The organism is Bartonella sp. AA97HXZ (genome assembly GCF_042196985.1).
GTDB lineage: Bacteria > Pseudomonadota > Alphaproteobacteria > Rhizobiales > Rhizobiaceae > Bartonella.
Map to the genome: position 1 here is coordinate 108,413 of NZ_JBHIRC010000004.1, position 25,069 is coordinate 133,481.

At 36.8% G+C, this 25,069-nt stretch carries 19 protein-coding genes, 2 tRNA genes and 1 pseudogene; 5 read left to right on the top strand and 17 right to left on the bottom strand.

Translation table 11 applies throughout. From position 1 onward, the window contains the following. Positions 1-871: 871 nt before the first annotated feature. The 6 genes from ACFINE_RS03905 to ACFINE_RS03930 all read right to left on the bottom strand — a co-directional run bounded on the left by ACFINE_RS03905 (position 872) and on the right by ACFINE_RS03930 (position 5,351). Positions 872-997 carry a hypothetical protein gene (locus ACFINE_RS03905; RefSeq protein WP_375621113.1) on the bottom strand — a complete coding sequence of 42 codons (126 nt, stop codon included), beginning with the start codon at positions 995-997 and terminating at the stop codon, positions 872-874. 131 nt (positions 998-1,128) lie between these two features. Then, positions 1,129-1,236, bottom strand: coding sequence for a hypothetical protein (locus ACFINE_RS03910; protein ID WP_375621114.1), 108 nt, complete (start codon positions 1,234-1,236; stop codon positions 1,129-1,131). A gap of 457 nt (positions 1,237-1,693) precedes the next feature. Beyond that, entirely contained in the window at positions 1,694-2,050 is a 357-nt protein-coding gene (locus ACFINE_RS03915; RefSeq protein WP_375621115.1) for an NADPH-dependent FMN reductase, read from the bottom strand. 341 nt (positions 2,051-2,391) lie between these two features. Further along, the gene (locus tag ACFINE_RS03920; RefSeq protein WP_375621116.1) at positions 2,392-3,735 is read right to left on the bottom strand and encodes an MATE family efflux transporter; all 1,344 of its coding nucleotides are present in this window, start codon (positions 3,733-3,735) and stop codon (positions 2,392-2,394) included. A 317-nt stretch (positions 3,736-4,052) separates the two neighbouring features. Beyond that, positions 4,053-4,129 (bottom strand) — tRNA-His (locus ACFINE_RS03925). A gap of 139 nt (positions 4,130-4,268) precedes the next feature. After that, the gene (locus ACFINE_RS03930) at positions 4,269-5,351 is read right to left on the bottom strand and encodes a quinone-dependent dihydroorotate dehydrogenase (RefSeq protein WP_375621117.1); all 1,083 of its coding nucleotides are present in this window, start codon (positions 5,349-5,351) and stop codon (positions 4,269-4,271) included. A gap of 1,316 nt (positions 5,352-6,667) precedes the next feature. On the opposite strand from ACFINE_RS03930, the gene mscL reads away from it, so the two are divergent. Beyond that, positions 6,668-7,075 (top strand): large conductance mechanosensitive channel protein MscL, encoded by a 408-nt coding sequence (gene mscL / locus ACFINE_RS03935; RefSeq protein ID WP_026500234.1) that lies wholly within the window; start codon positions 6,668-6,670, stop codon positions 7,073-7,075. Positions 7,076-7,093: 18 nt separating this feature from the next. Here mscL and ACFINE_RS03940 read toward each other — a convergent pair whose 3' ends face one another. Further along, a complete protein-coding gene (locus ACFINE_RS03940; RefSeq protein WP_375621118.1) occupies positions 7,094-8,800 on the bottom strand; it encodes an ATP-binding protein in 1,707 nt (568 codons plus the stop codon). A gap of 1,154 nt (positions 8,801-9,954) precedes the next feature. Next, complete coding sequence (locus ACFINE_RS03945) at positions 9,955-12,528, bottom strand: DNA translocase FtsK (RefSeq protein ID WP_375621119.1); 2,574 nt, start codon at positions 12,526-12,528, stop codon at positions 9,955-9,957. Positions 12,529-12,988: 460 nt separating this feature from the next. On the opposite strand from ACFINE_RS03945, the gene ACFINE_RS03950 reads away from it, so the two are divergent. From ACFINE_RS03950 to rpoH, 3 genes are all read left to right on the top strand, one after another. After that, a complete protein-coding gene (locus ACFINE_RS03950; protein ID WP_375621120.1) occupies positions 12,989-14,419 on the top strand; it encodes an aldehyde dehydrogenase family protein in 1,431 nt (476 codons plus the stop codon). A 29-nt stretch (positions 14,420-14,448) separates the two neighbouring features. Then, positions 14,449-15,453, top strand: coding sequence for an RluA family pseudouridine synthase (locus tag ACFINE_RS03955; protein WP_375621121.1), 1,005 nt, complete (start codon positions 14,449-14,451; stop codon positions 15,451-15,453). Positions 15,454-15,601: 148 nt separating this feature from the next. After that, positions 15,602-16,486, top strand: a complete 885-nt coding sequence (gene rpoH, locus ACFINE_RS03960; RefSeq protein ID WP_375621122.1) for an RNA polymerase sigma factor RpoH — start codon at positions 15,602-15,604, stop codon at positions 16,484-16,486. Between the two features lie 203 nt (positions 16,487-16,689). Here rpoH and ACFINE_RS03965 read toward each other — a convergent pair whose 3' ends face one another. The 3 genes from ACFINE_RS03965 to ACFINE_RS03975 all read right to left on the bottom strand — a co-directional run bounded on the left by ACFINE_RS03965 (position 16,690) and on the right by ACFINE_RS03975 (position 21,184). Beyond that, positions 16,690-18,111, bottom strand: a complete 1,422-nt coding sequence (locus ACFINE_RS03965) for a hypothetical protein (protein ID WP_375621123.1) — start codon at positions 18,109-18,111, stop codon at positions 16,690-16,692. A gap of 236 nt (positions 18,112-18,347) precedes the next feature. After that, on the bottom strand, positions 18,348-19,637 hold the full coding sequence (locus ACFINE_RS03970; protein WP_375612054.1) for an adenylosuccinate synthase: 1,290 nt from the start codon (positions 19,635-19,637) through the stop codon (positions 18,348-18,350). Positions 19,638-20,020: 383 nt separating this feature from the next. Beyond that, positions 20,021-21,184 (bottom strand): phosphoserine transaminase, encoded by a 1,164-nt coding sequence (locus tag ACFINE_RS03975; protein ID WP_375621125.1) that lies wholly within the window; start codon positions 21,182-21,184, stop codon positions 20,021-20,023. 400 nt (positions 21,185-21,584) lie between these two features. On the opposite strand from ACFINE_RS03975, the gene ACFINE_RS03980 reads away from it, so the two are divergent. Next, positions 21,585-21,660, top strand: a tRNA-Phe gene (locus ACFINE_RS03980). 99 nt (positions 21,661-21,759) lie between these two features. On the opposite strand, the gene ACFINE_RS03985 is transcribed toward ACFINE_RS03980, so the two are convergent. The 6 genes and pseudogenes from ACFINE_RS03985 to ACFINE_RS04010 all read right to left on the bottom strand — a co-directional run bounded on the left by ACFINE_RS03985 (position 21,760) and on the right by ACFINE_RS04010 (position 25,004). After that, positions 21,760-21,963 (bottom strand): AlpA family transcriptional regulator, encoded by a 204-nt coding sequence (locus ACFINE_RS03985; protein WP_015856272.1) that lies wholly within the window; start codon positions 21,961-21,963, stop codon positions 21,760-21,762. An 80-nt stretch (positions 21,964-22,043) separates the two neighbouring features. Then, entirely contained in the window at positions 22,044-22,322 is a 279-nt protein-coding gene (locus tag ACFINE_RS03990; RefSeq protein WP_375621126.1) for a hypothetical protein, read from the bottom strand. Continuing rightward, the gene (locus ACFINE_RS03995; RefSeq protein ID WP_375621127.1) at positions 22,319-23,050 is read right to left on the bottom strand and encodes a phage antirepressor KilAC domain-containing protein; all 732 of its coding nucleotides are present in this window, start codon (positions 23,048-23,050) and stop codon (positions 22,319-22,321) included. The genes ACFINE_RS03990 and ACFINE_RS03995 overlap by 4 nt, the downstream gene beginning before the upstream one ends. Positions 23,051-23,406: 356 nt before the next feature. After that, positions 23,407-24,135: pseudogene (locus tag ACFINE_RS04000) on the bottom strand (Rha family transcriptional regulator). Further along, a complete protein-coding gene (locus tag ACFINE_RS04005) occupies positions 24,128-24,562 on the bottom strand; it encodes an antA/AntB antirepressor family protein (protein ID WP_375621128.1) in 435 nt (144 codons plus the stop codon). The pseudogene ACFINE_RS04000 and the gene ACFINE_RS04005 overlap by 8 nt, the downstream one beginning before the upstream one ends. Positions 24,563-24,629: 67 nt before the next feature. After that, positions 24,630-25,004, bottom strand: a complete 375-nt coding sequence (locus tag ACFINE_RS04010) for a hypothetical protein (protein WP_375621129.1) — start codon at positions 25,002-25,004, stop codon at positions 24,630-24,632. Between the last annotated feature and the right edge of the window lie 65 nt (positions 25,005-25,069).

Below are 25,069 nucleotides of genomic sequence, written 5' to 3' on the forward strand. Positions count from 1 at the left end.
AAGCAGCCAAACAAGCGCTAAAGACAAAACAGCCCCTTTACGTTGCATTGGGCGATGATCCAACGCCTATATGAAAGATGCAGAGAGCTTATAGCGTACGAAGTGCAATTCTTAACCAAAAACTCCGCCCTAGCAATACCCACTTATACTCCAGTTAATCCGTTACCCGCTGGACATCAAATGCCTCACCCCTTTACTGCTCCTCAAAATACATTTTGCTGCACTTACGCGCCGTATTCTTCCTTTGTAATCAAAAGAGCAGCCCTCCTTTCCTAGTTTAGGATCTTTGCCTACACAACGCAGCAACAGATGCGACCATATATGCAATCACGCCTTAGGGCCTGCATAGTAGAAAGCTTAGTTCGAGAGATTCATAAAGCCTATATCCCAATAAATTTTCCACCCAATCCACCTTTTAAAAGGGCGGCTTTATATAAACCGTTAGAGCAAGCTATGAAATCCTTAGGTGTATTAGAAATAATTGGCGGTTTTACCTCAGACCAATGTTGATTGACTTTTACTCGTGCATATACGCAAGCGGTGCTACTCTTTTCTCAGATAGAAAGGACATAACCGTTACCATCTGACCTATTATTGTTTGAAAATAAAGAAAAAGTATCAGTGTGACTAATGATATTGAAGAGCTATCTCATTATGTGGCTGTACTTAATTACGGCATTGGGAAGCTAGTCACGTAATCACCCCCTTCTGCGCGCGCCTTCTGCATGATATTCATAAGATTTTATTACGCGGTAAACGCAGTACGTCCAAAAGCCTTAGCGAATTTCGCAAAGCACAAAATTAGCTTGGCGGTACGCAACTAAAGACAGCGTCATTCGTGCCGCCCACTCTTACCACAGCCCCACTCTCTCTACCACCATCCCCGCTTAGAATCGCGCCAACTCATCACCGGTGCCTCGTTAAACACCACACCAGTCTCAAGAGCGGTAAAATGCGCCTTGCCGCATTTAATCTTCAGCATTTCTTTAAGGCGCAAATCAAACTCGCTATTCGTTCCTTTTGTTTCCAGTACAAAATAAAGCTTTTGTGCGCCATCTCACTCTAAAAAAACATCCAATCAGGCGTATAAGAACCAATGGGAGTGGCTATTTTAAAACTTCTTGGCAGTTAAAAAAACAATCTTACATCAGAGTCATTATCGAGATTTTGCGCAAACTCTTTCTCAATACGGCTCTCACAAATCTCATGATCATAAACACTTTTCTTATTGACCACCGTCAGCTCTATGATCGCCTTTTCCGACCTAATTTTACAGATGTAGAATCCATCTTATTATGATGCGCACATCCAGAGATTATTTTATCCTCTGCATTAGAACCAAAAACATGAACAATACGCAGAGGCTTCGGTAAGAAGGCCAACCGCTCAATCTCAATCTACACAAAAATACATGTGCAGGCGAATGCCCTCCATAATATGCAATATTTCAAGCCCGTCCATAGTGGTACCCTTTTTAAAAATTGTGTCTATGGCTTATAATAATCTCCAAAATATACATTTAGCCCTTGTCTGAAATAGCTCAATTTTGGATTGATGAGAATAAAAACGCGCTGCGATAATCACGTTGTTCAGCCCTCATGACCGGCAAAAGGGCGCCAATATTCCTGTACTACCAACGACTAACTAACGGTATTTCTTATCATTTTTGATCATATCCTCCACCCTTATTATTTTAAAATTTATACATTTCATCAACAAGATGTGCGCAGCGAGCCCGTACATCTTCACTGTTCAATCTCCATGTACGGACTGCATTCTCAGACACAAAATCATCTTTAGCCGAAGCAACTTGATATTGCAGAGCTTGTCTATAAAGCGTATGCACAACTGGTACCAAATATTTACATGACAGTAGCGCATTTTTTGCTGTACTGCCATGAGAGAGAAGACCAACAACTTTATCCCAAAAAGCATCACAATCTAAATTATCAAAAGCGTTCTTCAAAGTCTCTGAATAAGACCTGTGATAAACAGGGCTTGCAAGAATAACATCGTCAGCGTCTGCGATTGTTTTGACAAATGTATACACTTTAGCATCGCAATGGTAATAACTTATAAAAACAATAACTTTTTTAAATGACTCCTCAACGGCGTATGAATATAAGCACGTTTTTCTCGTCATTTTTTAAGGTATTAAACTCTTCCAATCTACCGAACTTACTCTTAAATTGTAGCCGAATGATTTTAATAAACCTATATTATTTTAAAAACTCAATAAATAATATTGAGACTACAATCAAAGACACTTCTTTTCAATATTAAGCAAGTTTTGTAACCTATATTGTTATCTCCATAGAAGTAAAACAGCCTCTATGGACGATGAGTAGCTAAGCCTTCACAGCTAGTGCTTTACAAGCGCTTTTATAACACTCACTCTGCCCCAAACATAGGATTGCATTTTATTAAATAACCCACGCGCATATAATTAAAGATAGAAACGATTAAGCTTGCACCAATCATGCCAAACCAATAGCCAATAAAGCCATATTCAAAAAAATGCGCCATTAGCGCTCCCCCAAATAGGCCTAACCCCCAATAACTTATTGCTACAACAATTGTTGACCAAAACGTATCAAGCAAGCCCACAAGTATGCCATTGAGCATAGCACCTAAAGTGCCAAAAGCAAAAGACAATAAAATGAACGGAAGCAATTTCCAAGAGAAAACAACAACGCGTTCTGAAGAAATATTAAAGATGGTTGTAAGGATGAATCCATAAGAGAGATAAACAATCCCTGATAAAAACAAGACATAAGTTACAGCAAAAACAGTGACATTCATACGCAATTGTTTTAGAGCCATATTATTCCTATCTGCTCTATACCACGCTGCTATTGTTGCGGCTGCGCTGGAAATCCCCAAAGCCACCACAGAAATAAGCATATCGAGACGCATCCCTATCGTATGTGCGGCCAAAGATTCGACCCCATAAGCCGTAATCATGAATGCAATGAACGAAGGAAAGCCCTCCGCAATAAGAATACGTATACCAATGGGTAGCCCTACTCGCAGCAATTTTATTATTCGTGAAATCTCTAACTTTTGTCTCAAATAATTAAAGCGAAAAGAATGAAAAGCAGAATTGCGGGACAAAATTATTGCTGCTGCAATAACAATTAAAATACGGATCAAACTGCTCGCAATTCCTGCACCAAAGACACCTAATCCGCTTATAGAACCTATACCAAAAATAAGCGGCCAAGAGATAAGAAAATTCACAAGGATAGCCGCAAGCATAACCCAGGTTAACGGCTTTGGATTACCAATTGCTGACAGTAATCCCCGGCTATTCACATAAAGATAAAAAAACACCACCCCTATAGCAGCACCACTATTATATTCCTGCGCTATATTGGCAATTGTCCCATCTTGGCCGAGAAAACACAAAATATTCCTCGTGTTGAGTAAAATGATCGCACTCATCATTCCAATCAAAAGGGAAAGCCATATTCCTTGATCAAACCATGCCTTCAATGCATATCTATCTTGTCTACGAAAACTTTCCGCAAGTTTTGGTGCAACCGCGGTAATAATACCTAGCCCAAACAACATAACAAAACTAAATATACTCAGAGCTAACATTGTACCACTCAAGGCTTGCACGCCTAAATGCGCTACAAGCGCTGCATCTGTGAAGGAAATCATCATCTGAGAGATAAACCCAACAGCCAGAGGCATGCCAAGAGAGAGCAATTGCTTCATCACAACAAACATTGTGAAATACCCTTCCATATTGAAGGGCATATTAAGCTCGGATCTTTTAAACAAAACACATTGATTTTTTCCGTAAAGTCTTTCCATCGCAAGTCTTGTGTAAAGGATGCATAATGAGAACGCATTAAGGTAAGAGGAGATGCCCAGTTCTTAAAAGAGAAGTGCAATGCGCCTTTATTGGTTTTCTGTACTTTATGCCATGCGTTTTTTTTGTACAATATTATGCCCCCAAGCAACTACAGTCATTGATAAAAGATCCTCAGTGAGCCGTTTGTTCGTCTTGTATATCCATTTTCAGTATTTTCAATAAAATTTTTTGGTACGGTTGGTGGGATTTGAACCTACGACCTCTGGTGCCACAAACCAGCGCTCTAACCAACTGAGCTACAACCGCATAAAAAGAAAATGTATCATAACTGTTCACGATTTCGTAAACATTTATTCTTATGCTTATGTGACATAAGGAAAATCAACAAAGTTTGCAAGCCCCTTTAAAAAAATCTCGCAATTTTTTGTGAAGAAAAAAGCGTTTTTTACAAAGGAAATTTTGCCCAATGCTCAAGACTATGATCACGATAGCCTTTTATGTTATCAACGCCATCTTGTTGCATCATCTGCAAAATCTCTTGCAGAATAGTTATGACAAGATCTGGACCTTCATAAACCATCCCACTGTATAATTGAATCAAATCTGCACCAGCTTTTACTTTTTCCAAAGCAGTCTGTGCATCCTTTACACCGCCAACGCCAATGATTGCAATCTCCTTCCCTAATTTTTGACGCATTTTTGCAAGCATAATAGTAGAACGCTCAAAGAGTGGACGTCCAGAAAGCCCACCCTCTTCATTACGGAAGTGACTATTACTAAGACCTTGGCGTGAAAGAGTTGTGTTAGAAACAATCAGCCCATTAAAATCAGAAAGTTTTATTTCTTCAGCAACATCATCTAATTCTTTCTCTGATAAATCGGGAGCAATTTTTAAAAAAATGGGAATGGAGAATCCGTGCTTGTTCTCTTGCTCATTTCGCTCTTGCGAAATTGCACTCAACAAAAGATGCAAACTGTCACGGGCCTGTAAATCACGTAAACCTGGTGTATTAGGAGAAGAAATATTAACCGTAAAATAATCAGCAACATCATAAAAATGAGCAATACCAACTGTATAATCATCAATCTTATCGACCGTATCCTTATTGGCTCCAATGTTGACTCCTATAACACCAGTTTTTTTACACGCATGCAATCTATTGTAAACAACTTGATGTCCGTCATTATTAAAGCCCATTCTATTAATAATCGCTTCATCTTCTTTTAAACGAAAAAGCCGTGGTTTAGGATTTCCAATCTGAGGCTTTGGTGTCACTGTCCCAATTTCAGTAAAACCAAATCCTAACCGAAAAATACCATCTACAACCTCTGCATTTTTATCAAACCCCGCTGCAAGACCAATAAAATTTTCAAACTCAAGACCAGCAACAGTTACACACAAACGTTTGTCGATAACCTTTTGACAACCATTTAATCCACTTTTCAGCCCAAGAATCGCTAAACCGTGTGCTTGCTCTGGATCCAACATAAATAAGGCAGAACGGCCAATACAACGAAAAAAACTCATCAATTCTTCTCCACAACATAAAAATGATCCATCGCACCTCACCTCTACCTTTTAACACAAAAGATTTCCAATCAAAGCAAGCATATTATCCAAATAATATTCCCCTTCTAGAAGAAAACTCATCACATAATAGTTATACATGTTTATATTGGTTATATTATGTAAAGAACTTTTTATTCTTAAAAAATGTTTCTCTTTTTCGACATTTTTTAAAGATTAAAATATGAATCCTAATCTTATAAAATTCAGCATGAATTGAAACATCAATGGCCCTTACCATAGTCATGGTTTTATGACGTCTTATGCAGGCACGCTCATAATTTTCTTAAAAATGCAGGCAAATTATCTCTATTCCCAAAGTTCCTTTGTGTAATATTGTTTTCAATAGAAACAAAGCTTGTTCTATAAAGCTATTTTTTCCTAGCATTTATAGGATACATGGTTCATAAAATCATCTAAATTCATACTATTGTTGCACTATTTATGAGCAACAGATTGTTCAATCAATTTGTACTCTATTGATAATCTGCGTTGTTTTCTTTACCATTTCTGATGTATTAAATACAATTTTGCATCTATTAAGTGCTCTGCCTAACATATATTTTAAGTAATGACAGTTGATTATTGAACTCAAACATTATACCAACGACTTCCAAACCAAAATGATCTTGCAAACCCTAGAGCTCTGCTATTTATAAACTGATACAATCTTCCAGCAGATGAAATGTGTTTCTTCCATCCGAATTATCGCCATTTTAGCTCATGTAACCCAATACAAATAGCTTTTAGATAAGCCATAATGCCCTCCTAATTGCTATTATCGCTTACTAAATTAAGAGGAATTAAATTATAAGTTTTACTCCTGTCTCATCTATCTATTTCTTCTATCAGTGCTGAAATATATTTTTTATTCCTAAATTCTCTTTTTATGACAAAATGTTATGCTAATATATGCACTTCATTTGAAAAGCTTTCTGATAGCTCAACTTTCAACACTACTCATTTTGTAGTATTGTGTAAAAATCTCTCTTTTTAATGTTATCATAAAGATCTTGAGGAAATTATATAAATTAAGCTACAGTTTTCTACTTTCTGTTGAAAAAGCAGATATAGTTTTTATCAAAAAAGCTTTTTTCTAGGAAATATTCTATGTACATTCAAATAGAGCCCTAAAGCTCTTTATTAAACCTTATAAAGTTCTTTGAAAATAATATTAATATCGTAATATAATCCTAAAAATAAAATCTGCCCTTTCCTTTTTCATCAAAAGCGGTAAGTAAATTACCGTATATCGCTTATATAAAGGGGAAAACGCAATGCTTAAAGAATTCAAAGAATTTGCCCTAAAAGGTAATATGATTGATCTTGCTATCGGTGTGATTATAGGGGGTGCTTTTGGTAGCTTGGTCAACTCAATTGTCAATGATATTTTTATGCCAATCATTGGGCTGATTACAGGTGGGATTGATTTTTCTAATATGTTTATTCAACTTGCTGGCGAAAAACAAGCAACATTGAGTGCCGCCAAAGCAGCTGGAGCAACCATTAGCTATGGACACTTTATTACTTTACTTATCAATTTTCTCATTATTGCTTGGGTTCTTTTTTTATTCGTTAAGGCTATGAATAAAATTCGTAGAAAAGAAGAAGAAAGCCCCAAAAAAACGTCTTCAGAAGAACAACTTTTAACAGAAATTAGAGATCTTTTGGCTAAGAAAAAATAATTTTATGCAAGATTTACATCATGGAACACGAGGAAAAAACATTTCCACAATTGTTCCATGATTGGGTTTTGAGAACAGTAAAAATTGTCCCCCTCTTTCTTCCACCATTGCTTTACACATTGGGAGGCCTAAACCTGTTCCCATAAAAGCGCTATCACCAGATCGTCCATCTTTGCGCTCTACTTGACCATAAGGTTGCAGTGCCTGTATAATCTCTTCTTCGTTCATCCCTATACCATTATCACTCACTGAAATTTTTACACGTTCTTTTCTATAAGAAACGTGAACAATAATCTGTCCACCCAAAGGTGTAAAACGAATAGCATTGGAAAGAAGATTCCATATAATCTGGCGAAACACTTGTTGTGATACAGGAATAAATGGAACGTGGGGTGGAGCAACAATACGCATGATAATGCCATTCTGATTGGCTTGAGTTTCAAGAAAAGCTATCGTCGCACGTAAACAAGATATTACATCAAATGTTTCAGAAATAAGGGAAGAATCAATCTGGTTATCGGAACCAGAATAATTTATCTTGGAGCACTCTAGTAATTGATTAATAAGCAATAATATATGTTTTCCAGAGGAAATAATATCGCGTAAATATCCATGATAGCGCTCATTTTCTATCGAACCAAAACGGCCTTCTCTCATAATTTCTGCAAAACCAATAAGAGCATTCAAAGGTGTTCGTATTTCATGAACAACTCCAACGATTTTATCCTCTTCTGCTTTTTTTTCTCCTGATGGAACTGTTTGTGTCCTATCACGCAACATAACAGCATAATTGCCTTGCTTTGCCAAAAATACAATCGTTATCAAAACGGTTATATTTTTATGATTTTTTGTCATTAAATCAGCGGTTTCACTGCGATTTAAAACCTGATTTTTTCCCTCCATACGGATTGATTTAAAATACTTTTCAACCAAAAGTCGGCTTTGCAAAGTAAATAATGAAGAGAATGGTTGTCCTCGTAGTTCATTTATTTCATAACCCATTAATGCTAAGGCTGCCCTACTCGCTGATTGAACAAAGCCCTCTTCATCCAACCATAAAACACCATTTGTTGCTGTATCCAACAATGATAAAACTGCAGCGGGCTCTTTTACGAGAGCTTGTTCTATAGCATTTACCGGCAATGTTTGTGCATATGGTAACTGAATAGCTGTTTCTTCAACTAAATTTTCTTCTTTTACCGATGAATTCAATTCATCACGCAATTGCTCTGCAATTTCACGAAAAGCTGAGCGTTCTATCTCCGTAAGACATGGCATTTCTGTTTCTAGCTTTTCATTTCTTTTTTCTTGGACTTTTTTTTGTATTTTTAAAACACCAAAGCCACGAAACCCCTTAAGCTGCTTTTTAACATCAAAAATTGGCAAAGCTGACAATTCAACATCAAGCCATTGTAAGCAACCATCAACAGGCCATTGAACAATCTCTTTACTCCAAGGCATAGCCGCTTCAATAAAACGACTGAGAACCAGATATCGATCATCATTAAATTGATGAGCAAGCTCATGAAAACTACACCCTAAAATAGAAGAAGAGAGAGGACCAACAACTTCAGCTAGCTCTTTTGAGACTTCACAAAACAAACCATTGTGATCGATTTCCCACGTAAAAGGCCGTGGCAAAAGCTCTGGTGTAAAACGAAAAGCTTCTTGCTGACATTTTAATTCATTTGTATTTAACTTTAACTCATCTGCTTTTAATGGCATAACTAAAACTAAAAAGTGTTGAATTTACTCTCAAATGAATAATGCTAATTTGTTTACAATTATCTATTCTGGTTAAAATAACTTGATATCTCATATCAATTGTCTGTAGCAAAATTTTGACTGTTTCATCAACAAAACAAGAATAAAAAGAAGCTTCCAGCTCTTGTTGCTTATTCACCCATTATTGTAATAAATCTTGTTACAATAATGGTAACATCTCCCTCGCATAAATAGTACTCAAAAAGAATACACTTATTTTACGCATTCATGCGCCTGTTTTGAAAAGATATCTCTCAAGATCCGCAAGCTTATTTTACGATAGTATCCGTAAATGGTGTAATGTAAAGGTCCCTATAGAGGATATCAAGGCATTGTGCACTACCATTTTTATGCTTATAAAAGAGCTTGTTAGCACCATCATTATACTAATTTCAGCCCCTAATGTTACCAATAGTTCTCGGCATTTGAAGGCGTTCATAAGAAGCCTTTTTATTTTTTAACTTTTTTACTCGTACATTATTATGATACGCAAGAAAATGTTTTTAATTGTTTCAACAGAAACAGATTTGAAATGAGAAAATCTTACAATGTTTGAGACTTTTATTCACTGTGAATAATGATAAATTACTATAAATCAATATACTGCATTATAAAAATCTCTTTTTCAAATAAAGCTTCTCGTAAGAACATCTTTCTTGAGCCAATAATATCAAATGATAATAAATTCAGCGTGACGCTTTAAAGTATCCTATGCAACAGAACTTGCATATTGGGCATTTTTCTTATGATGCTCTCAATAATCTCCCAAAGATCTTTCTTTCATTAGAATCGCTACAAAAGAAAAAACAAAAAATATGCCACCGCACTATTTTATTAAAAAATTTCTCTGTAAAAAAGAGAACACAAATCATCTGTCCTCATATAAAGATTTGTTTAATTTCTTTATATTCCAGATCATTTAGAAATGTTAAAAATATCTCATAATCTCCTTTGATATCAGCTTGTTTACCTTATCAGAAGTCTTAATACAAAAGATCGCTTTTTCTTTATTACTCTCCATTTAAATTTTTAATATTATATAAAAAATAAAACAAGCACATTTAAATAATGACTGTCAGATATTTAAAAAATTGCATATTTTTAAATGTGTTTGTTTATTTTCCTTCATTGAGTAGAATTTCACGTTTTCCAACATGATTAGCGGCTCCAACAATGCCTTTTTCTTCCATCCGCTCGACGAGAGAAGCTGCTTTATTATAGCCGATTGAAAGTCGGCGCTGAATATAAGATGTTGAACATTTTTTATCACGCATAACAATTTTTACAGCTTGGTTATAAAGTTCCTCACCCTCTTCATCAAAATTTTCTTCCTCAGAATTTCCAGCAGCTGAATCAGCAGAAGTATCCTCTTTGTTATCGTCTTCATTATCTGTTACCGTTGCTAAATAATCAGGTTTACCTTGCATTTTTAGATGTGCAACGATGGATTCAACTTCTTCATCAGAAACAAAAGGTCCATGAACGCGCACAATGCGTCCACCACCAGCCATATGAAGCATATCCCCCTGACCTAAAAGCGTTTCAGCACCTTGTTCACCCAAGATCGTACGACTATCAATTTTTGATGTTACTTGAAAAGAAATGCGGGTAGGAAAGTTCGCTTTAATTGTACCTGTGATAACATCAACAGAAGGACGTTGCGTTGCCATAATAAGATGAATACCTGCCGCACGCGCCATTTGCGCTAAGCGCTGAATGGCATTCTCTATCTCTTTCCCTGCCACCATCATAAGATCAGCCATCTCATCAACAATCACAACAATATAAGGAAGCTGCGTGAGATCCATGGCTTCTTCATGATAAAGCATTTCCCCTGTTTCCTTATCAAAACCCGACTGAACAGTACACATGATCGTTTCGCCTTTTTGAGCGGCAAGTGCAACGCGTGCATTAAAACCATCAATATTACGCACACCCAACTTAGCCATTTTGCGATAACGCTCTTCCATTTCACGAACCGCCCATTTTAAAGCTGTTACTGCTTTTTTGGGATCTGTGACAACGGGTGTTAAAAGATGTGGAATGCCATCATAAACAGAGAGCTCTAACATTTTAGGATCAACCATGATCAAACGACACTGCTTTGGTGTCATACGATAAAGAATCGACAAAATCATTGTATTAATTGCAACAGACTTGCCTGATCCTGTTGTTCCTGCAACCAATAAATGAGGCATTTTTGCTAATTCTGCAATGACCGGTTCACCATTAATCCCCTTCCCCAAAGCAAGAGCAAGTTTAAATTCACTTTCACGAAAAGAACGTGTTTGGATTAATTCCCGTAAATAAACGGTTTCACGAACCGCATTGGGTAACTCAATCCCGATAACATTCCGTCCAGGAATTACAGCAACGCGTGTAGAAATAGCAGACATAGAACGCGCAATATCATCAGAAAGATTAATAACGCGTGATGATTTTACACCCGCAGCGGGTTCAAATTCATACATTGTTACCACTGGCCCTGGATGAACATGGATAACTTCACCCTTAATGCCAAAATCTTCCAAAACACTTTCTAAAAGTCCAGCACCACGTTCTAATGTTTCTTGAGGAATCATCGTACCTTCATGAAAAACAGGTTCCTGTAATAAGTTGATCGGAGGAAATTCATAAACATCACAGTCAATAGATTGAATATTTTGCATAAACGCAGAATCATAATTACCTAATGGCATACGAGTAGATTGCAATGTTTTAGTTTTACTGTTTGCTTGCATCACAGAAAAATCTTTTGAATTCTTTTTGACGGCTTTGTTTATACAATCAACAGTATTATTGGCGACAATATTATTGGTATTTTCAGTCTCTATACTAGCCCCTGCATCACTTAACGCCCCTGTATTACTTAACGTATGAGCAAAATCTTCAACAGAAAGCTTAGAATGACACTCTTTAGTAGTATCATTATTTGTATGCATTAAATCAGAAATTTTCTCAACACCTCGCATCCTTTCCGCTGGAGATTCTGATGTAATTGAATCATAGAGTTGTGGAAAGCGGTATTCAAGAACACGGTAAAGAGCAGTTATTGACTCATCAAAGGCTGTGGGAATATCCGGTGTAATTTCATTTGTCGTGTCAATTGATGTTCCATCCTCTTTTGATATTTGAGTCTCCACATGCTCAAATATCAAAGATTCACACTCAAAAAATGCATCATCAGAAAGATGCAACGCAGGTTTTATTTTTTGTAGCACATTTTCCACTTGTAATTTATGTTCTTGTTTATCCTCCTCAAGTGGAATATTTGCTGACGGCATACGAGTAGTTTGACGTGACAACTGCTTCAAAACCGTTGAATGACAAACTGATGTTTTATTCTCTATTGATTGAGGATTAATGACTTTTTTTGTCGAAAGAATATTTGTTGTTTTCTTGTTACAACGTACAATATCTGTATCTGTAATTTTTTTTTGATCTTGCTTCGTAAAAATTTTAAACTGTTTTGCAAAAACTGGATCTGTTTCTATACGACGACGCAAAATCTCAACTTCTGGGGTTCTCGTGAAACGGACGTTTTTTCCGAGAGCAAATGCCTTTTTCCACACTTCCGGATAAGGAAATATCTCAGTAATCTTAACAGATAAATCTTCTCTTGATGCACCTTCCGTACTATCATCAGAAAAAGAAGACGTAGAAATAGATTTTGTTTTCGAATTATGCATGGCACCCAACAAATTTATAGCAATGAGAAAAATAACCTTTTCAAAAAGAATTCGTAGAAACTATCATACGAAGGTTAATAACCTTTTGCTGATGGTTACTTTTTAATGAAAAAAATAATGCCATAATGCATATTCATAATCTGCCTTTTGCATATTTACGATATAAATTACTCAGTTTATGGTGTCATAGAGCTCGTATTTCATTTGTTTTGAAGAAAACTTCATGATAAAAAAGCTTCAAGAAAATTGTCTATGCCTCTCTTTCTCTCCCTTTTCATAAAAGAAACTAGTCTCAATAATACAATAAGCATTGCTCTATTGAATTCTCCATGCTCAATTATCACGATATAATCTAATTTCTCACGTTTTTATAAGATTATCCTTGTTATCCTCGTTTAAAAAGGCTTAGACTAAGACAATCATAATTACATAAATACAAATAGAAAAAAGGGAGTGAATTATGTTTAATAAACGGAAATTTTATATCAATGGTCTATGGGATGAGCCAAGCACTCCTCACGATTTTGACGTCATTAATCCATCAACAGAGGAGGCTTGTGCTGTCATTAGCCTTGGAAGTACAAAAGATGCCGATAAAGCAATTAATGCGGCTAAAGAAGCGTTTCAAAAATGGAAAACAACGTCACCAAATGAGCGTCTTGGATTTGTTGAAAAAATTCTAGAGATCTACGAAAAACGTTCCAAAGACATGGCAAAAACCATTTCAATGGAAATGGGAGCACCGATTGATATGGCGCTTAATGCGCAAACTGCAACAGGAAGTTCCCATATTCGCAATTTTATCGAAGCTTATAAAGAGTTTTCGTTCCAAGAAACTTTAATAAAGGGAAATGAGCAAGCAATCCTTCACTACGATCCTATCGGCGTCGTAGGATTAATTACGCCATGGAATTGGCCCATGAATCAAGTAACTCTTAAAGTTATTCCTGCTCTCTTGGCTGGCTGTACCATGGTGTTAAAGCCCTCTGAAATTGCGCCTCTTTCTGCTATGCTTTTTGCTGAATTTTTAGATGAAGCCGCACTTCCAGCCGGTGTTTTTAATTTAATCAATGGTGATGGTGCGACTGTCGGCTCTTACCTCTCTGCACATCCAGATTTAGAAATGATCAGCTTTACTGGTTCAACTAGAGCAGGAAAAGATATTTCTAAAAATGCCAGCGCTACTTTAAAAAGAGTCTGTCTGGAACTTGGGGGAAAAGGAGCGAATATTATCTTTGCTGATGCCGACTCAGATGCTGTTCAACGTGGTGCACGACATTGCTTTTATAATAGTGGACAAAGTTGTAATGCACCGACTCGTATGCTTGTGGAACAGAGCATCTATGACAAAGCCGTGAAAATAGCCAAAGATATTGCAGAAACAACAAAAGTAGGACCAAACTGCCAAGAAGGAAATCATATTGGGCCCGTTGTTTCAAAAAAACAATATGATAAAATTCAAGATCTTATCCAATCGGGAATTGATGAAGGTGCAACTCTTGTTGCAGGCGGGACTGGTTTACCAAAAGGAATGGAACGCGGTTATTATGTCCGTCCAACAGTCTTTGCTGATGTAAAACCTCATATGCGTATTTTTAAAGAAGAAATCTTTGGTCCAGTTCTCTCGATTCTTTCTTTTAGTACAGAAGAAGAAGCCGTCGCTTTAGCGAATGAGACTGAGTATGGTCTTACAAACTATATTCAATCGCAAGATCGCAACAAATGTCGTCGTATTGCGGAACAAGTACGCTCTGGTATGGTAGAAGTTAATGGACATGGATTACCCAGTGGAAGCTACTTTGGAGGTGTAAAATTTTCTGGGCGCGCTCGTGAAGGAGGACATTGGGGAATTAAAGAATTTCTCGATAGTAAAGCAATTTCGTACTGGTAAAATCTTATTAAAAACTTAATAGGAATCGTATGGTAATACAGAAAATAACGGATGAAGGTGCTCTTGGGCAACGTCTTGATCAGTGGCTCGCAAAACAATATCATGATGTGCTCTCACGTTCGCGTTTGCAAACCCTCATCCGTGAAGGCTGTCTTAAAATTGATGGTCAATTCATAAAGGAACCAAAAACAAAATTAAAACCTAACCAAATAATTGAATTGGAAATGCCGGACCTTCGTGATGCAGAACCTAGCGCTGAAGCCATTGCATTGGACATTCTTTTTGAAGATGATCATATCATTGTTATTAACAAACCAGCTGGTCTTGTTGTTCATCCTGGGAATGGAAATTGGACCGGTACATTGGTTAATGCCCTTATTTACCACTGTGGGAATAGTTTATCTGGTATAGGTGGTGTTAAACGCCCTGGTATTGTCCATCGTCTTGATAAAAATACAAGCGGTGTTATGGTTGTTGCAAAAAACGATCTAGCTCATAAAAGTCTCAGTGCTCAATTTTCTGATCATGGACGTACCTGCGCATTAGATCGACGCTACCATGCCTTGATTTGGGGAACACCTCAGCGCAATGTCTGGACAATTGATGCATCACTTGGCCGTTCGCCCCATAACCGGACAAAGCAAGCTGTCATCCATAACCAAAACCCTTATGCTCGTCATGCTGTTACACATGTTTCTCTGCTTGAAAAATATGGCTCTCATGCAGACTCAACATCTTTTGCTAGCCTTCTGGAATGTCGCTTGGAAACTGGACGCACCCATCAAATCCGTGTTCATATGACTCATATAGGGCATCCACTCATAGGCGATACAGTTTATGGAAACGCTTTTAAAACAAAATCAAACATATTCAACCCCACTATTAGAAATGCAATCGATCAATTCAACCGACATGCACTCCATGCTGCAAGTCTTACTTTTGAACATCCTTCTACCGGTAAAGTTATGTCGTTTTCCGCACCACTGCCTCAAGATATGGCTAAACTTATTGAGCTTTTTAAAAAAATGAATTGAAACTTTTCCCCTTCTCAAGATTTCACAATAAAATATCTTTTTTTGAACAAAATTGAAAAATATGCTAGAGTGAGGTTATGAGGATAGTTAGCTATCTAAAACATAGAATTTGCCTTATCAGGGAATTCAAACAAAAGGAGGGTGCTATATGGCCCATATGAATTTATTATCAGTAATGACAGGTGATGGTGGTTTAAACCGTTACTTGGAAGAAGTGCGTCGTTTTCCAATGCTTGAGCCAAAAGAAGAATATATGTTAGCTCAGCGTTACCGTGAGCATAATGATCTAAAAGCTGCGCATAAGCTAGTAACCAGCCATTTGCGTCTCGTAGCTAAAATCGCGATGGGATATCGGGGCTACGGACTTCCCATTGGGGAAGTCATTTCAGAAGGCAATGTTGGACTCATGCAAGCTGTTAAACGTTTCGAACCAGAGCGGGGTTTTCGTCTTGCAACCTATGCAATATGGTGGATTAAAGCGTCAATCCAAGAATATGTATTGCGCTCTTGGAGTTTGGTGAAAATGGGGACAACAGCTAATCAAAAGCGCTTGTTTTTCAACCTTCGTAAGTTAAAAAGTAAACTTCAAGCACTTGATAGTGGTGATCTCAATGCAGAACAAGTGAAAGAAATTGCAACCCAGTTGAATGTCACAGAAGATGAAGTTGTATCAATGAATCGTAGGCTTGGTGGTGACACTTCACTCAACGCACCAATTCGAACAAAAGAAGGGGAAAACAGTGAGTTGCAAGATTGGTTGGTGGATGAATCTAACGATCAAGAACAAATTTTAATTGAAAAAAGTGAATTAGAAAATCGCCGTTCCATGCTCATAAATGCCATGGACAATCTCAATGAACGCGAAAAGCGTATATTTAAAGCGCGTCGTTTAAACGATGTACCACTAACCCTAGAAGAACTCTCTGGTGAATTTAATATTAGTCGAGAACGAGTAAGACAAATTGAAATGCGTGCATTTGAAAAAGTGCAAAACTCTATCAAAGATTCTACTTTATCTCAAAGTCAAGTATAAAACCTAGAGTTAAGTATAAAGCCAATGGTTTGCACATTCTTTAAATGTGAAAATGAAAAAAAGCATGCCTTGGCTTTATACTTGTAAATTGGTCTATCGAATTCTTTAAGTTATTGATATGTAAAGATTTAGTGAATGTATGTGGTATATAATTGATAAAGACGGTCGTAGAAAATTCTTCACAGTCGTTTATTTTTTTGCATCTATGTTTTATTTTTTTGACCAAGAACTGTTAACTTATCTTGTTGTGCAAGCCATTGTCCAATAACTTCATTAAAAATAGACTTACCTGTTGGTCCTTTTGCAAAGGTTAATTCACTTATACGCCCGTTTTTATCCGTTAACACCAAACGCATCCAATCTAATTCTCGCATCAATTGTAAATTTCGATCAAGAAATGGATGATTTCCACTCAATGCGACAAGAAAAAAGTCATCGTTAATCTTTGCAGCAATGGTTCTTGTTAAAGCCTGTCCAATGGATTGTTCACTTGCTTTAAAGGTTAATGCTTGAACATTGCTTATAGCTTTACCTGAAAATTTATCAGAAAGAATAAAAACAAGGTCCATAATATATGCAGCAGGAAATGACTGATCGGTATTACGACGTAAAATTAACCGTAATGATACCCCTTCATCAGGAATTGTTATATCACCTTGTATAGTTGTTTCTTCTGGAGCCCCCTTCACTTGAGACTCTTTTATAAGCGTCCAGCGAGCACTTCCCGTTGCTATCTTTTCTGCATCATAATTTGTACGTGCTTGATAGAAAACAGCTTCACCTGATTTTTCAAGCGATTGCAAATTGCTATCAACAACTGTTGAGAGTACTTCTTCATCCGAAGAATCTATCGCTTGTTTTAAACCAACATCAATTTCACTTCCATCCTCTAATAAGCGTTGTGTTAACTTTCTCTTAATTGGAAATGCCTTTGGTACTCTGTGAGAAGCTTGAAGATTTTCTTCTAAAAACTGATGATCATTTGATACAAATACACGCTCACCAACAAAAAAAATACCAACAAGTAAAACAACAAAACTAACAACAGAAACAGCACTTATCACAATACGCCTTTGCACTAACGATTTATTAGCACGACGTAAAGCCTGAGAAAAAATGTGCGAAACAATATGCGGATTATCTTCCTGCGAAGGAGAAATCTTTAACACACTGCTATTAACATGCTGAGAAGGCACATCAGTCTCCATATTAACAGGTTCTGCATCTGGTATATCTGATACACAAAGCTCAACAAATACCTTGTTATCCTTTGAACGTGTAACAAAATCTTGCTTTCTTTTTATGTTTACCTCTGACAATTCATTATTTTTTGGTAATATAGTTTTTTTTGTATATTTCTTATCTTCATTTATATTTGTGGGATTCCACCCAATAACTGAAGAAAGCCGTTTCTTTTCAACTGCTAAATATTCTCCTTCAACAGTTGCAATAGAACTTTGAAGAATCTTTCTTTGTTCATCCGCTATTGCTTGTGGTATTTTTGCTGTTACAAATTGATGTTCTAGTGTTTCGGTAGCCCGCTTATAAATCCGCTTACGCACTTGTGGTGTAATATTATTTTGTGCATTAATTGTCTTTTTTAAGATTCCAACGAAATCTACCATTTCCTCTATAATCTCTCTTAAACTGAGAAAAAATCAATAGTAAAGCCAAAAAACTTTATTTTAGCCTTCTAAATTGGTTGCCATTTAATATTGGTACAACTATTGCAATAATGTAAAATGAATATGAAAAATAAACAATGCTATTTTGCACCTTTCTTTTACGTGCTCTTAAAAACTTTTTTGTAAAAAGATACAAAAACGAACAGAGAGCATATATAGAAATCTAAAAACAATAATCAATTAACAAAGGGATCCGTAATAAGAATAGTATCTTCACGCTCTGGACTTGTGGATAATAAAGCCACTTTTGTATTAATCAGTTCTTCAATATAGCGTATATATTTAATAGCCTGCACTGGTAAATCTTCCCACCTCAATGCATGTGCTGTTTCTTCCTTCCAACCTTCTAATGTTGCATAAATAGGCTTCACCCGATCCTGAGCTCCCATGGAAGAAGGTAAATAATCAATCCTTTTACCATCAAGCTCATAACCAATACAAATTTTTATTTCATCCAAACCATCTAAAACATCAAGTTTTGTCAATGCTATACCTTGAACACCGCAAATTGTTACCATCTGACGTACTAAGACAGCATCAAACCAACCACATCGACGCTTTCGACCCGTTACAACACCAAATTCATGTCCACGCACTCCTAGAAATTCACCAATATCATTTATCTGCTCTGTCGGGAACGGCCCTTCTCCAACGCGTGTAGTATAAGCTTTTGCAATACCCAAAACATAATGAATTGCATCAGGTCCCATCCCCGAACCTGTACATGCTTGCCCAGCAACTGTATTAGATGACGTTACATAAGGATAAGTTCCAAAATCATTATCTAATAAAGCACCTTGCGCACCTTCAAAAAGAATGTGTTTCCCTCCTCGATAACCTTCATCTAAAAGACGCCACGTACAATCCATAAAGGGCAAAATTTTATCCGCAACTTGCATCAATTCATCATAAAGTGCTCGAGAATCAATCTCTGAAACACCCATCCCACGACGCAAAGCATTATGATGCCTCAAAAGCCGCTCAATCTTAGCCATAAGTGTATCTTTTTCTGCTAAATCCATCACTCGGATAGCACGACGTCCCACCTTATCTTCATAAGCCGGTCCAATACCACGCTTTGTTGTACCAATCTTTAAACCAGATAAACCGCTTTCTCGAATTGCATCAAGATCACGATGCAAAGAAAGAATCAAAGGAGCATTTTCAGCAATACGCAAAATTTCTGGTGTGATTTTTACACCCTGATTACATAGTTTTTTTACTTCTGCAACAAAATGATGAGGGTCAACAACAACACCATTACCAATAATTGATAACTTGCCACGCACTAAACCAGACGGTAAAAGTGATAATTTATAACTGACTCCATCAACAACCAATGTATGGCCAGCATTATGCCCCCCCTGATATCTCACCACGATATCTGCTCGCTCAGACAACCAATCTACAATTTTACCTTTGCCTTCATCACCCCATTGTGTACCGACAACAACTACATTGGCCATAACTTTCTCCGTCGTGTTTGGTCAAAAAAACCAGCATTCAAAAACAAATGCTTCCTTATAACGAAACCTTAAAGCAAGTGCGACTCCTCATTTCAGATTTTTCTCAATCTTCAAGTGATTAAATTTTCAAATTTATGATAATAAAGATAAGAAAATACCCAAATATTTTAAATCTGTCATTTTCGCTACAAAAAGTAAAAACATTAGAGATTTTAATTTGTTCGTATCCAACACCTGACAAAGCATTCATTCCCCGTCTTAATCTTTTACAATTCATGTAATATTTAGAGGCTGTTTGTCTGATACAAGAATACGAAAGATCATCATAATCTCTCGTATCCTTTTTTGTTTAAAAACACGTTGTGAAAATCACCAGTAATTATTTAAAGCTGTGCTTTTTCAACTTGGAACGCCCACTCAAGCCATTGTGTTAAAATTTCAAGATCGGAAGCCTCAATTGTTATACCCGCCCAAATTCGAAGCCCAGGAGGAGCATCGCGATACGAACCGATATCATAAGCAACCCCTTCCTCATCAAGACGCTTCACAACCGCTTTTATAAAAGATACTCGCCTTTCCGTATCCAAAGCAGTAATCACTGGATCCACAATATCTAAACAAATAGAGGTGTTAGAACGCACTTCAGGATCTTTTGCCAAATATTCTAACCATGGCGTTTTGCGAACAAAAGCATCAAGTACAGAAAAATTTTTCTCAACCCGTGCTCTTAATGCCGCTGCACCTCCTAGAGATTTTGCCCACTTCAACCCATCAAGGAAATCCTCAACACAAAGCATAGAAGGTGTATTGATGATCTTTCCTTTAAAAATATCTTCGTTCAATTTTCCATTTTTTGTCATATAGAAAAGTTGAGGCATAGGCCAAGCTGGAACATGATTCTCAAGCCTCTCAACAGCACGAGGACTTAAAATCACCATACCATGTGCAGCCTCGCCTCCCAAAACTTTCTGCCATGAAAAAGTAACAACATCTAATTTTGAAAAATCAAGATATTGCGCAAAAGCTGCCGATGTTGCATCACAAATGGTCAATCCAGCCCGCTTATGCGGAATGAAATCCGCATTAGGAATACGCACACCAGAAGTTGTCCCATTCCATGTAAAAACAACATCCCGATCAAAGTCAAGTTGTGTTAAATCTGGTATTTCACCATAAGGAGCTTCAAAACGACGCACATCAGAAAGCTTTAATTGCTCGACAACATCTTTATTCCACCCAAACCCAAAACTTTCCCACGCTGCCATATCAATGCCACGCTCACCTAATAGAGACCATAGAGCAGCCTCAACAGCACCGGTATCTGATCCTGGCATAATTCCTATACGATGATCAGAAGGAACCTCAAGAATCTCACGGGTTAAATTAACAACTTCAGCAAGTTTTAATTCTGCTTCTCTAGATCTATGTGAACGCCCAACTAATGCATTTTTAAGAACATCAAGAGTCCAACCAGGCCGTTTGCTACAAGGACCTGAAGAAAAATTAGTATTATTGGGACGATTACTTGGTTTTTGTAACATTATCATTATTTCTCCCCTTTTAGATGTTTCTCTTTCTTTATAAAGAAAAACAAATTATTATAAAGGCTAATCAATAATCTTTTTAGAAAAAAGTCAAAAATGTTGTCTATTATTTCGTATGCTTAAAATTTAGGGAAACTTTATAAAAAAATCTTTCTTAATCATTCTTCTCGATTGATTCTTTTAATTTTTTTCGTATTACCACCACGATAAGACAGCATTCTAATAACAATACACTAAAGTGTCCAATATACCTATCAAATTTATTTTATGATAAAGATTCATTGATAACGCTCTAGAATAGGGAGATAAACTTATTAAAAAATCAATTATTTTTCTTTTGATGACTGGACAGAGAAAATTTTAATGTTATAACCGCAAACGCTTTATATTTTTTATGAAGCATGCCCAGATAGCTCAGTTGGTAGAGCAGCGGACTGAAAATCCGCGTGTCCGTGGTTCGAATCCGCGTCTGGGCACCACTTTTTGTGTTTAACATATTGAAATATATAGATTTTTTCTTTAAATAGCCATTTTCAGACCACCTTTTAGACCACCTTCTACAGTTTATATAATTTTACTTAATTTGTTCTTATTTGCTCCTTATTTTTCTTTGGAGTGAAGGCTAAGATCTCTTTTTTTCTCCATCTCACTGCTCTCCCTAGCTTATATGGCTCCGGAAACACCCCCTGAAGCACCCAATTGCGAATCGTTGTTGTGGATACACTAAAAAGCTGTGCACACTCACGTGTCGTTACATATCTATCTCCATCATCAAATATCATCTCATTACCTTTCTCTTTTTTATGTTACTTAATCCCCTCCTCGTCCTATAGGACGAGGAGATGAAATCAATTGTTTAAAACTAAGCCGCTTTCATGACAGGCTTCTGCAAACTCGGATCATAAGCTCGCAACAAAGAATCCATTCTATGGGGCAGCTCTGAATCTCCAAAATCCGTTAAAACTGCTAGAATCTTTGTAATATTTGGAATTTCATCTTGAAGTTTTAAAATCAAAGCTTTTTCTACTATGCTCATGATGTCAACCAAGTCACTACAATCTTTGTCATCTACGTATTCACAATTGACAAACTGATATAAAGCTATCCATAAATCGCATAAGAAGTCGATACTGGTGTTCATTGTACACCTCCATGGATTTGTTCTCTCAAACATGCCAATCCTCTGGATGTAATTTTTGTTGAAGGGAGTACCTTTTCTGTACCATCTGGTCTTTGGATAGTGATAGCAGGACAGTCCATGAAACCTTTTTTGATTTTATCCTGATAAGGTAACAGAGGCGCCCCTGGAGCCCGTCGATACACCCAATCATGTTTACGCAAGTAATTGGTTAAGTCCTTTGGGCGCACCTCCAACATCTTCGCTGCTTCGATAAGACCGAATAAACCATCAGAGCGTTTTAAACCTTCCAAAGCTTCTGCTTTAGGCTTGAGTGTACTCACCTCATTTCTTAAGTCTTCTAATTGATTGATACTCTCTAAAAGGAGCTGTTTAATCGTAAGAGGATTTTCCAAAGCATTGGCAAGATTTATTTGTGGTGTTGCTACTTGTCTTTCCAATTCTTGCCAGCGGTCAATAATCTTTGCTCGTAAAGCAGTGCTGTAACCCGAAACAAGAATTAAACACTCACGTTTGGGAAGATTGTAGCAAGGAAGAGTACGACCTGTTGAATCTCTGTAGAATCCTGCAAATTCACTCAGCTCAATTTTCAGCTCAGTGAGTATTTGCCGAATATCCCGCATAACATTCCGATGTTCTTTACCACATAATTCTGCAATTTCACGACTCGACATAGTCTGAGTGGTAGCACTATTAGCAGTGCTTTCTTTAATTTCTATAAGTGTGTTCACTGTGAACTCCTTGGTAATAGAGGTTTTCTATTGACACTCTAAAAGAGTGCCGGGTGCTAGAAAACACGGTACCAAGTCCGTCGTCACACCTTTCCCGTGAGAGTATTGTATAGTGTAACTACACCCGACAAGACCGTTATATGCTACAGCATATAATGAGTCAAAATCTTTAATGTTCAGAAGACTGATTATTTCGGCAACCAATCCGCTTGGTATTTTAAGGTGTTTTCTAGGCACCTGATTCGACAATAGACATACTGATAGTATTTTGTCAAATAAAAAATTAAAAAATCGGCGCTTATAAACTATATCGATTTTATCAGTAAATTCGTATTTCTTTTCCATGATTGTTTCTCTTAATGCATGCTTTGTCGTTTAAGTTCTTGAGACAACACACCAATTCCTTTTGCTGTAATTTTTGCGCAAGGAATGACCTTTTCTATTCCACTTGCGGTTTGAAATGTGATGGTTGGACAATCCATAAGTTTCTTTTGGATTTTGTCTTGATAAGGAAGCAAATTTCCACCTGCTGCTCGTCTGTAAACCCAACCTTTTTGCTGTAAGAAGAGAATGAACTGTTTTGGTTGCATCTCGAGTATTTTAGCGGCTTCTGTAAGACCGAAGAGTCCATCATGGCGCTGTAAGCTTTCAAGAGCCATTACCTTTGGTTTTAAATTTGCAATAATATTATCTTTTTGTTCATTTTCATTTTTGAGATACGTTAAAACACCAAGCATAACTTGAGGACTTGAGTAGTCGATTTGTGGTATTGCTGCTTGCTTTTCTAATTCTTGCCAACGGTCTATAATCCTAGCACGTAATGTCATGCTGTAACCAGAAACTAAAATGAGGCATTCGCGTTTAGGGAGGTTGTAACAGTTTTGGGGCTTACCCTGTTTATCTAAATAGGTGGATCAAAATTTGGATTGACCCCCTTCAGGATATAATTCTCCTAACATTTGTCGAATATCACGCATAATATGCGCATGTTGCTTACCGCATAACTCTGCAATTTCACGACTAGACATCGTTTGAACTGTTGTGTTTTGAAAATTTCTTTCAGATGTTGTGATAAAATTATGCATGCTTCACTCCATTCGTTGTGACAACATTGTCATTGTGCTTGATTTGCTGTCTTAGATGTCTTAAGAAATCTTCTAATGTTTCAGGATTTGAATAATCGATTTTTGAATTTACTTTTTTTTCGCATTTCAGAAAATATTCACGCACTTGTTTACCTTTGAGACCATGTTCACAAATGGCAATGTGTTTTGCTGTGTCTAAAGTGAGAGCATAATCTTTAAAAGGATTTCCACGTGAGGAGTTTGATAATTCTTTAGTAGAAAGTACAAAGTCGACATCTTCTCTAAAGCTAAGTTCTTTAATACAGTTTGTTATCCACTTTCTAAACTCGGTTTTTACCTCTAAAAAGGTATATAAATCACGAGCGCTAATAGTTTGAACCTTTTGATGCTGAATAATATTGTATTGAGTAGCAAGAAGCTTTTCCATTACGAACCTCATGTTGATGGGATTGATGAATGAAAGGGGGCGTTTTTAAAAGCGCCCTTTAGAATTTTTAAAGCACATCACAAGGACGCAAACGGTGTTGTTGTTCATAAGTACCGTAAATCTCATCATTATATTTTTCGTCTGCGATCTCGTCTAAAAGTTCTTGGTAAGCATCACTTTCGAGTACAAAGTCATGAACTTTACTCTCCTCATGGAGATGTTCGATATTTTCTTTTACATATGCTTCTGCAATTTCTTCAGAGATATCTTCACAATTATTCTCAGAAGGATTGATGCGAAAGATTTGGATTGCATCATCTGCCTCGTCAATAATTTTTAGAACTTGGCTTTCATCCAGTGGTCCCGACCGACCAATGTTTTGATCATCATCATAGACAACTAATAAGATTTCATCAGAATTTATAAGAATTGGCTTATCCATAATTTCTCCTCCCTAACGCCTCTTGGCGATTGTTTGTGCGTGGTTTATGGATATATTAGTACAAT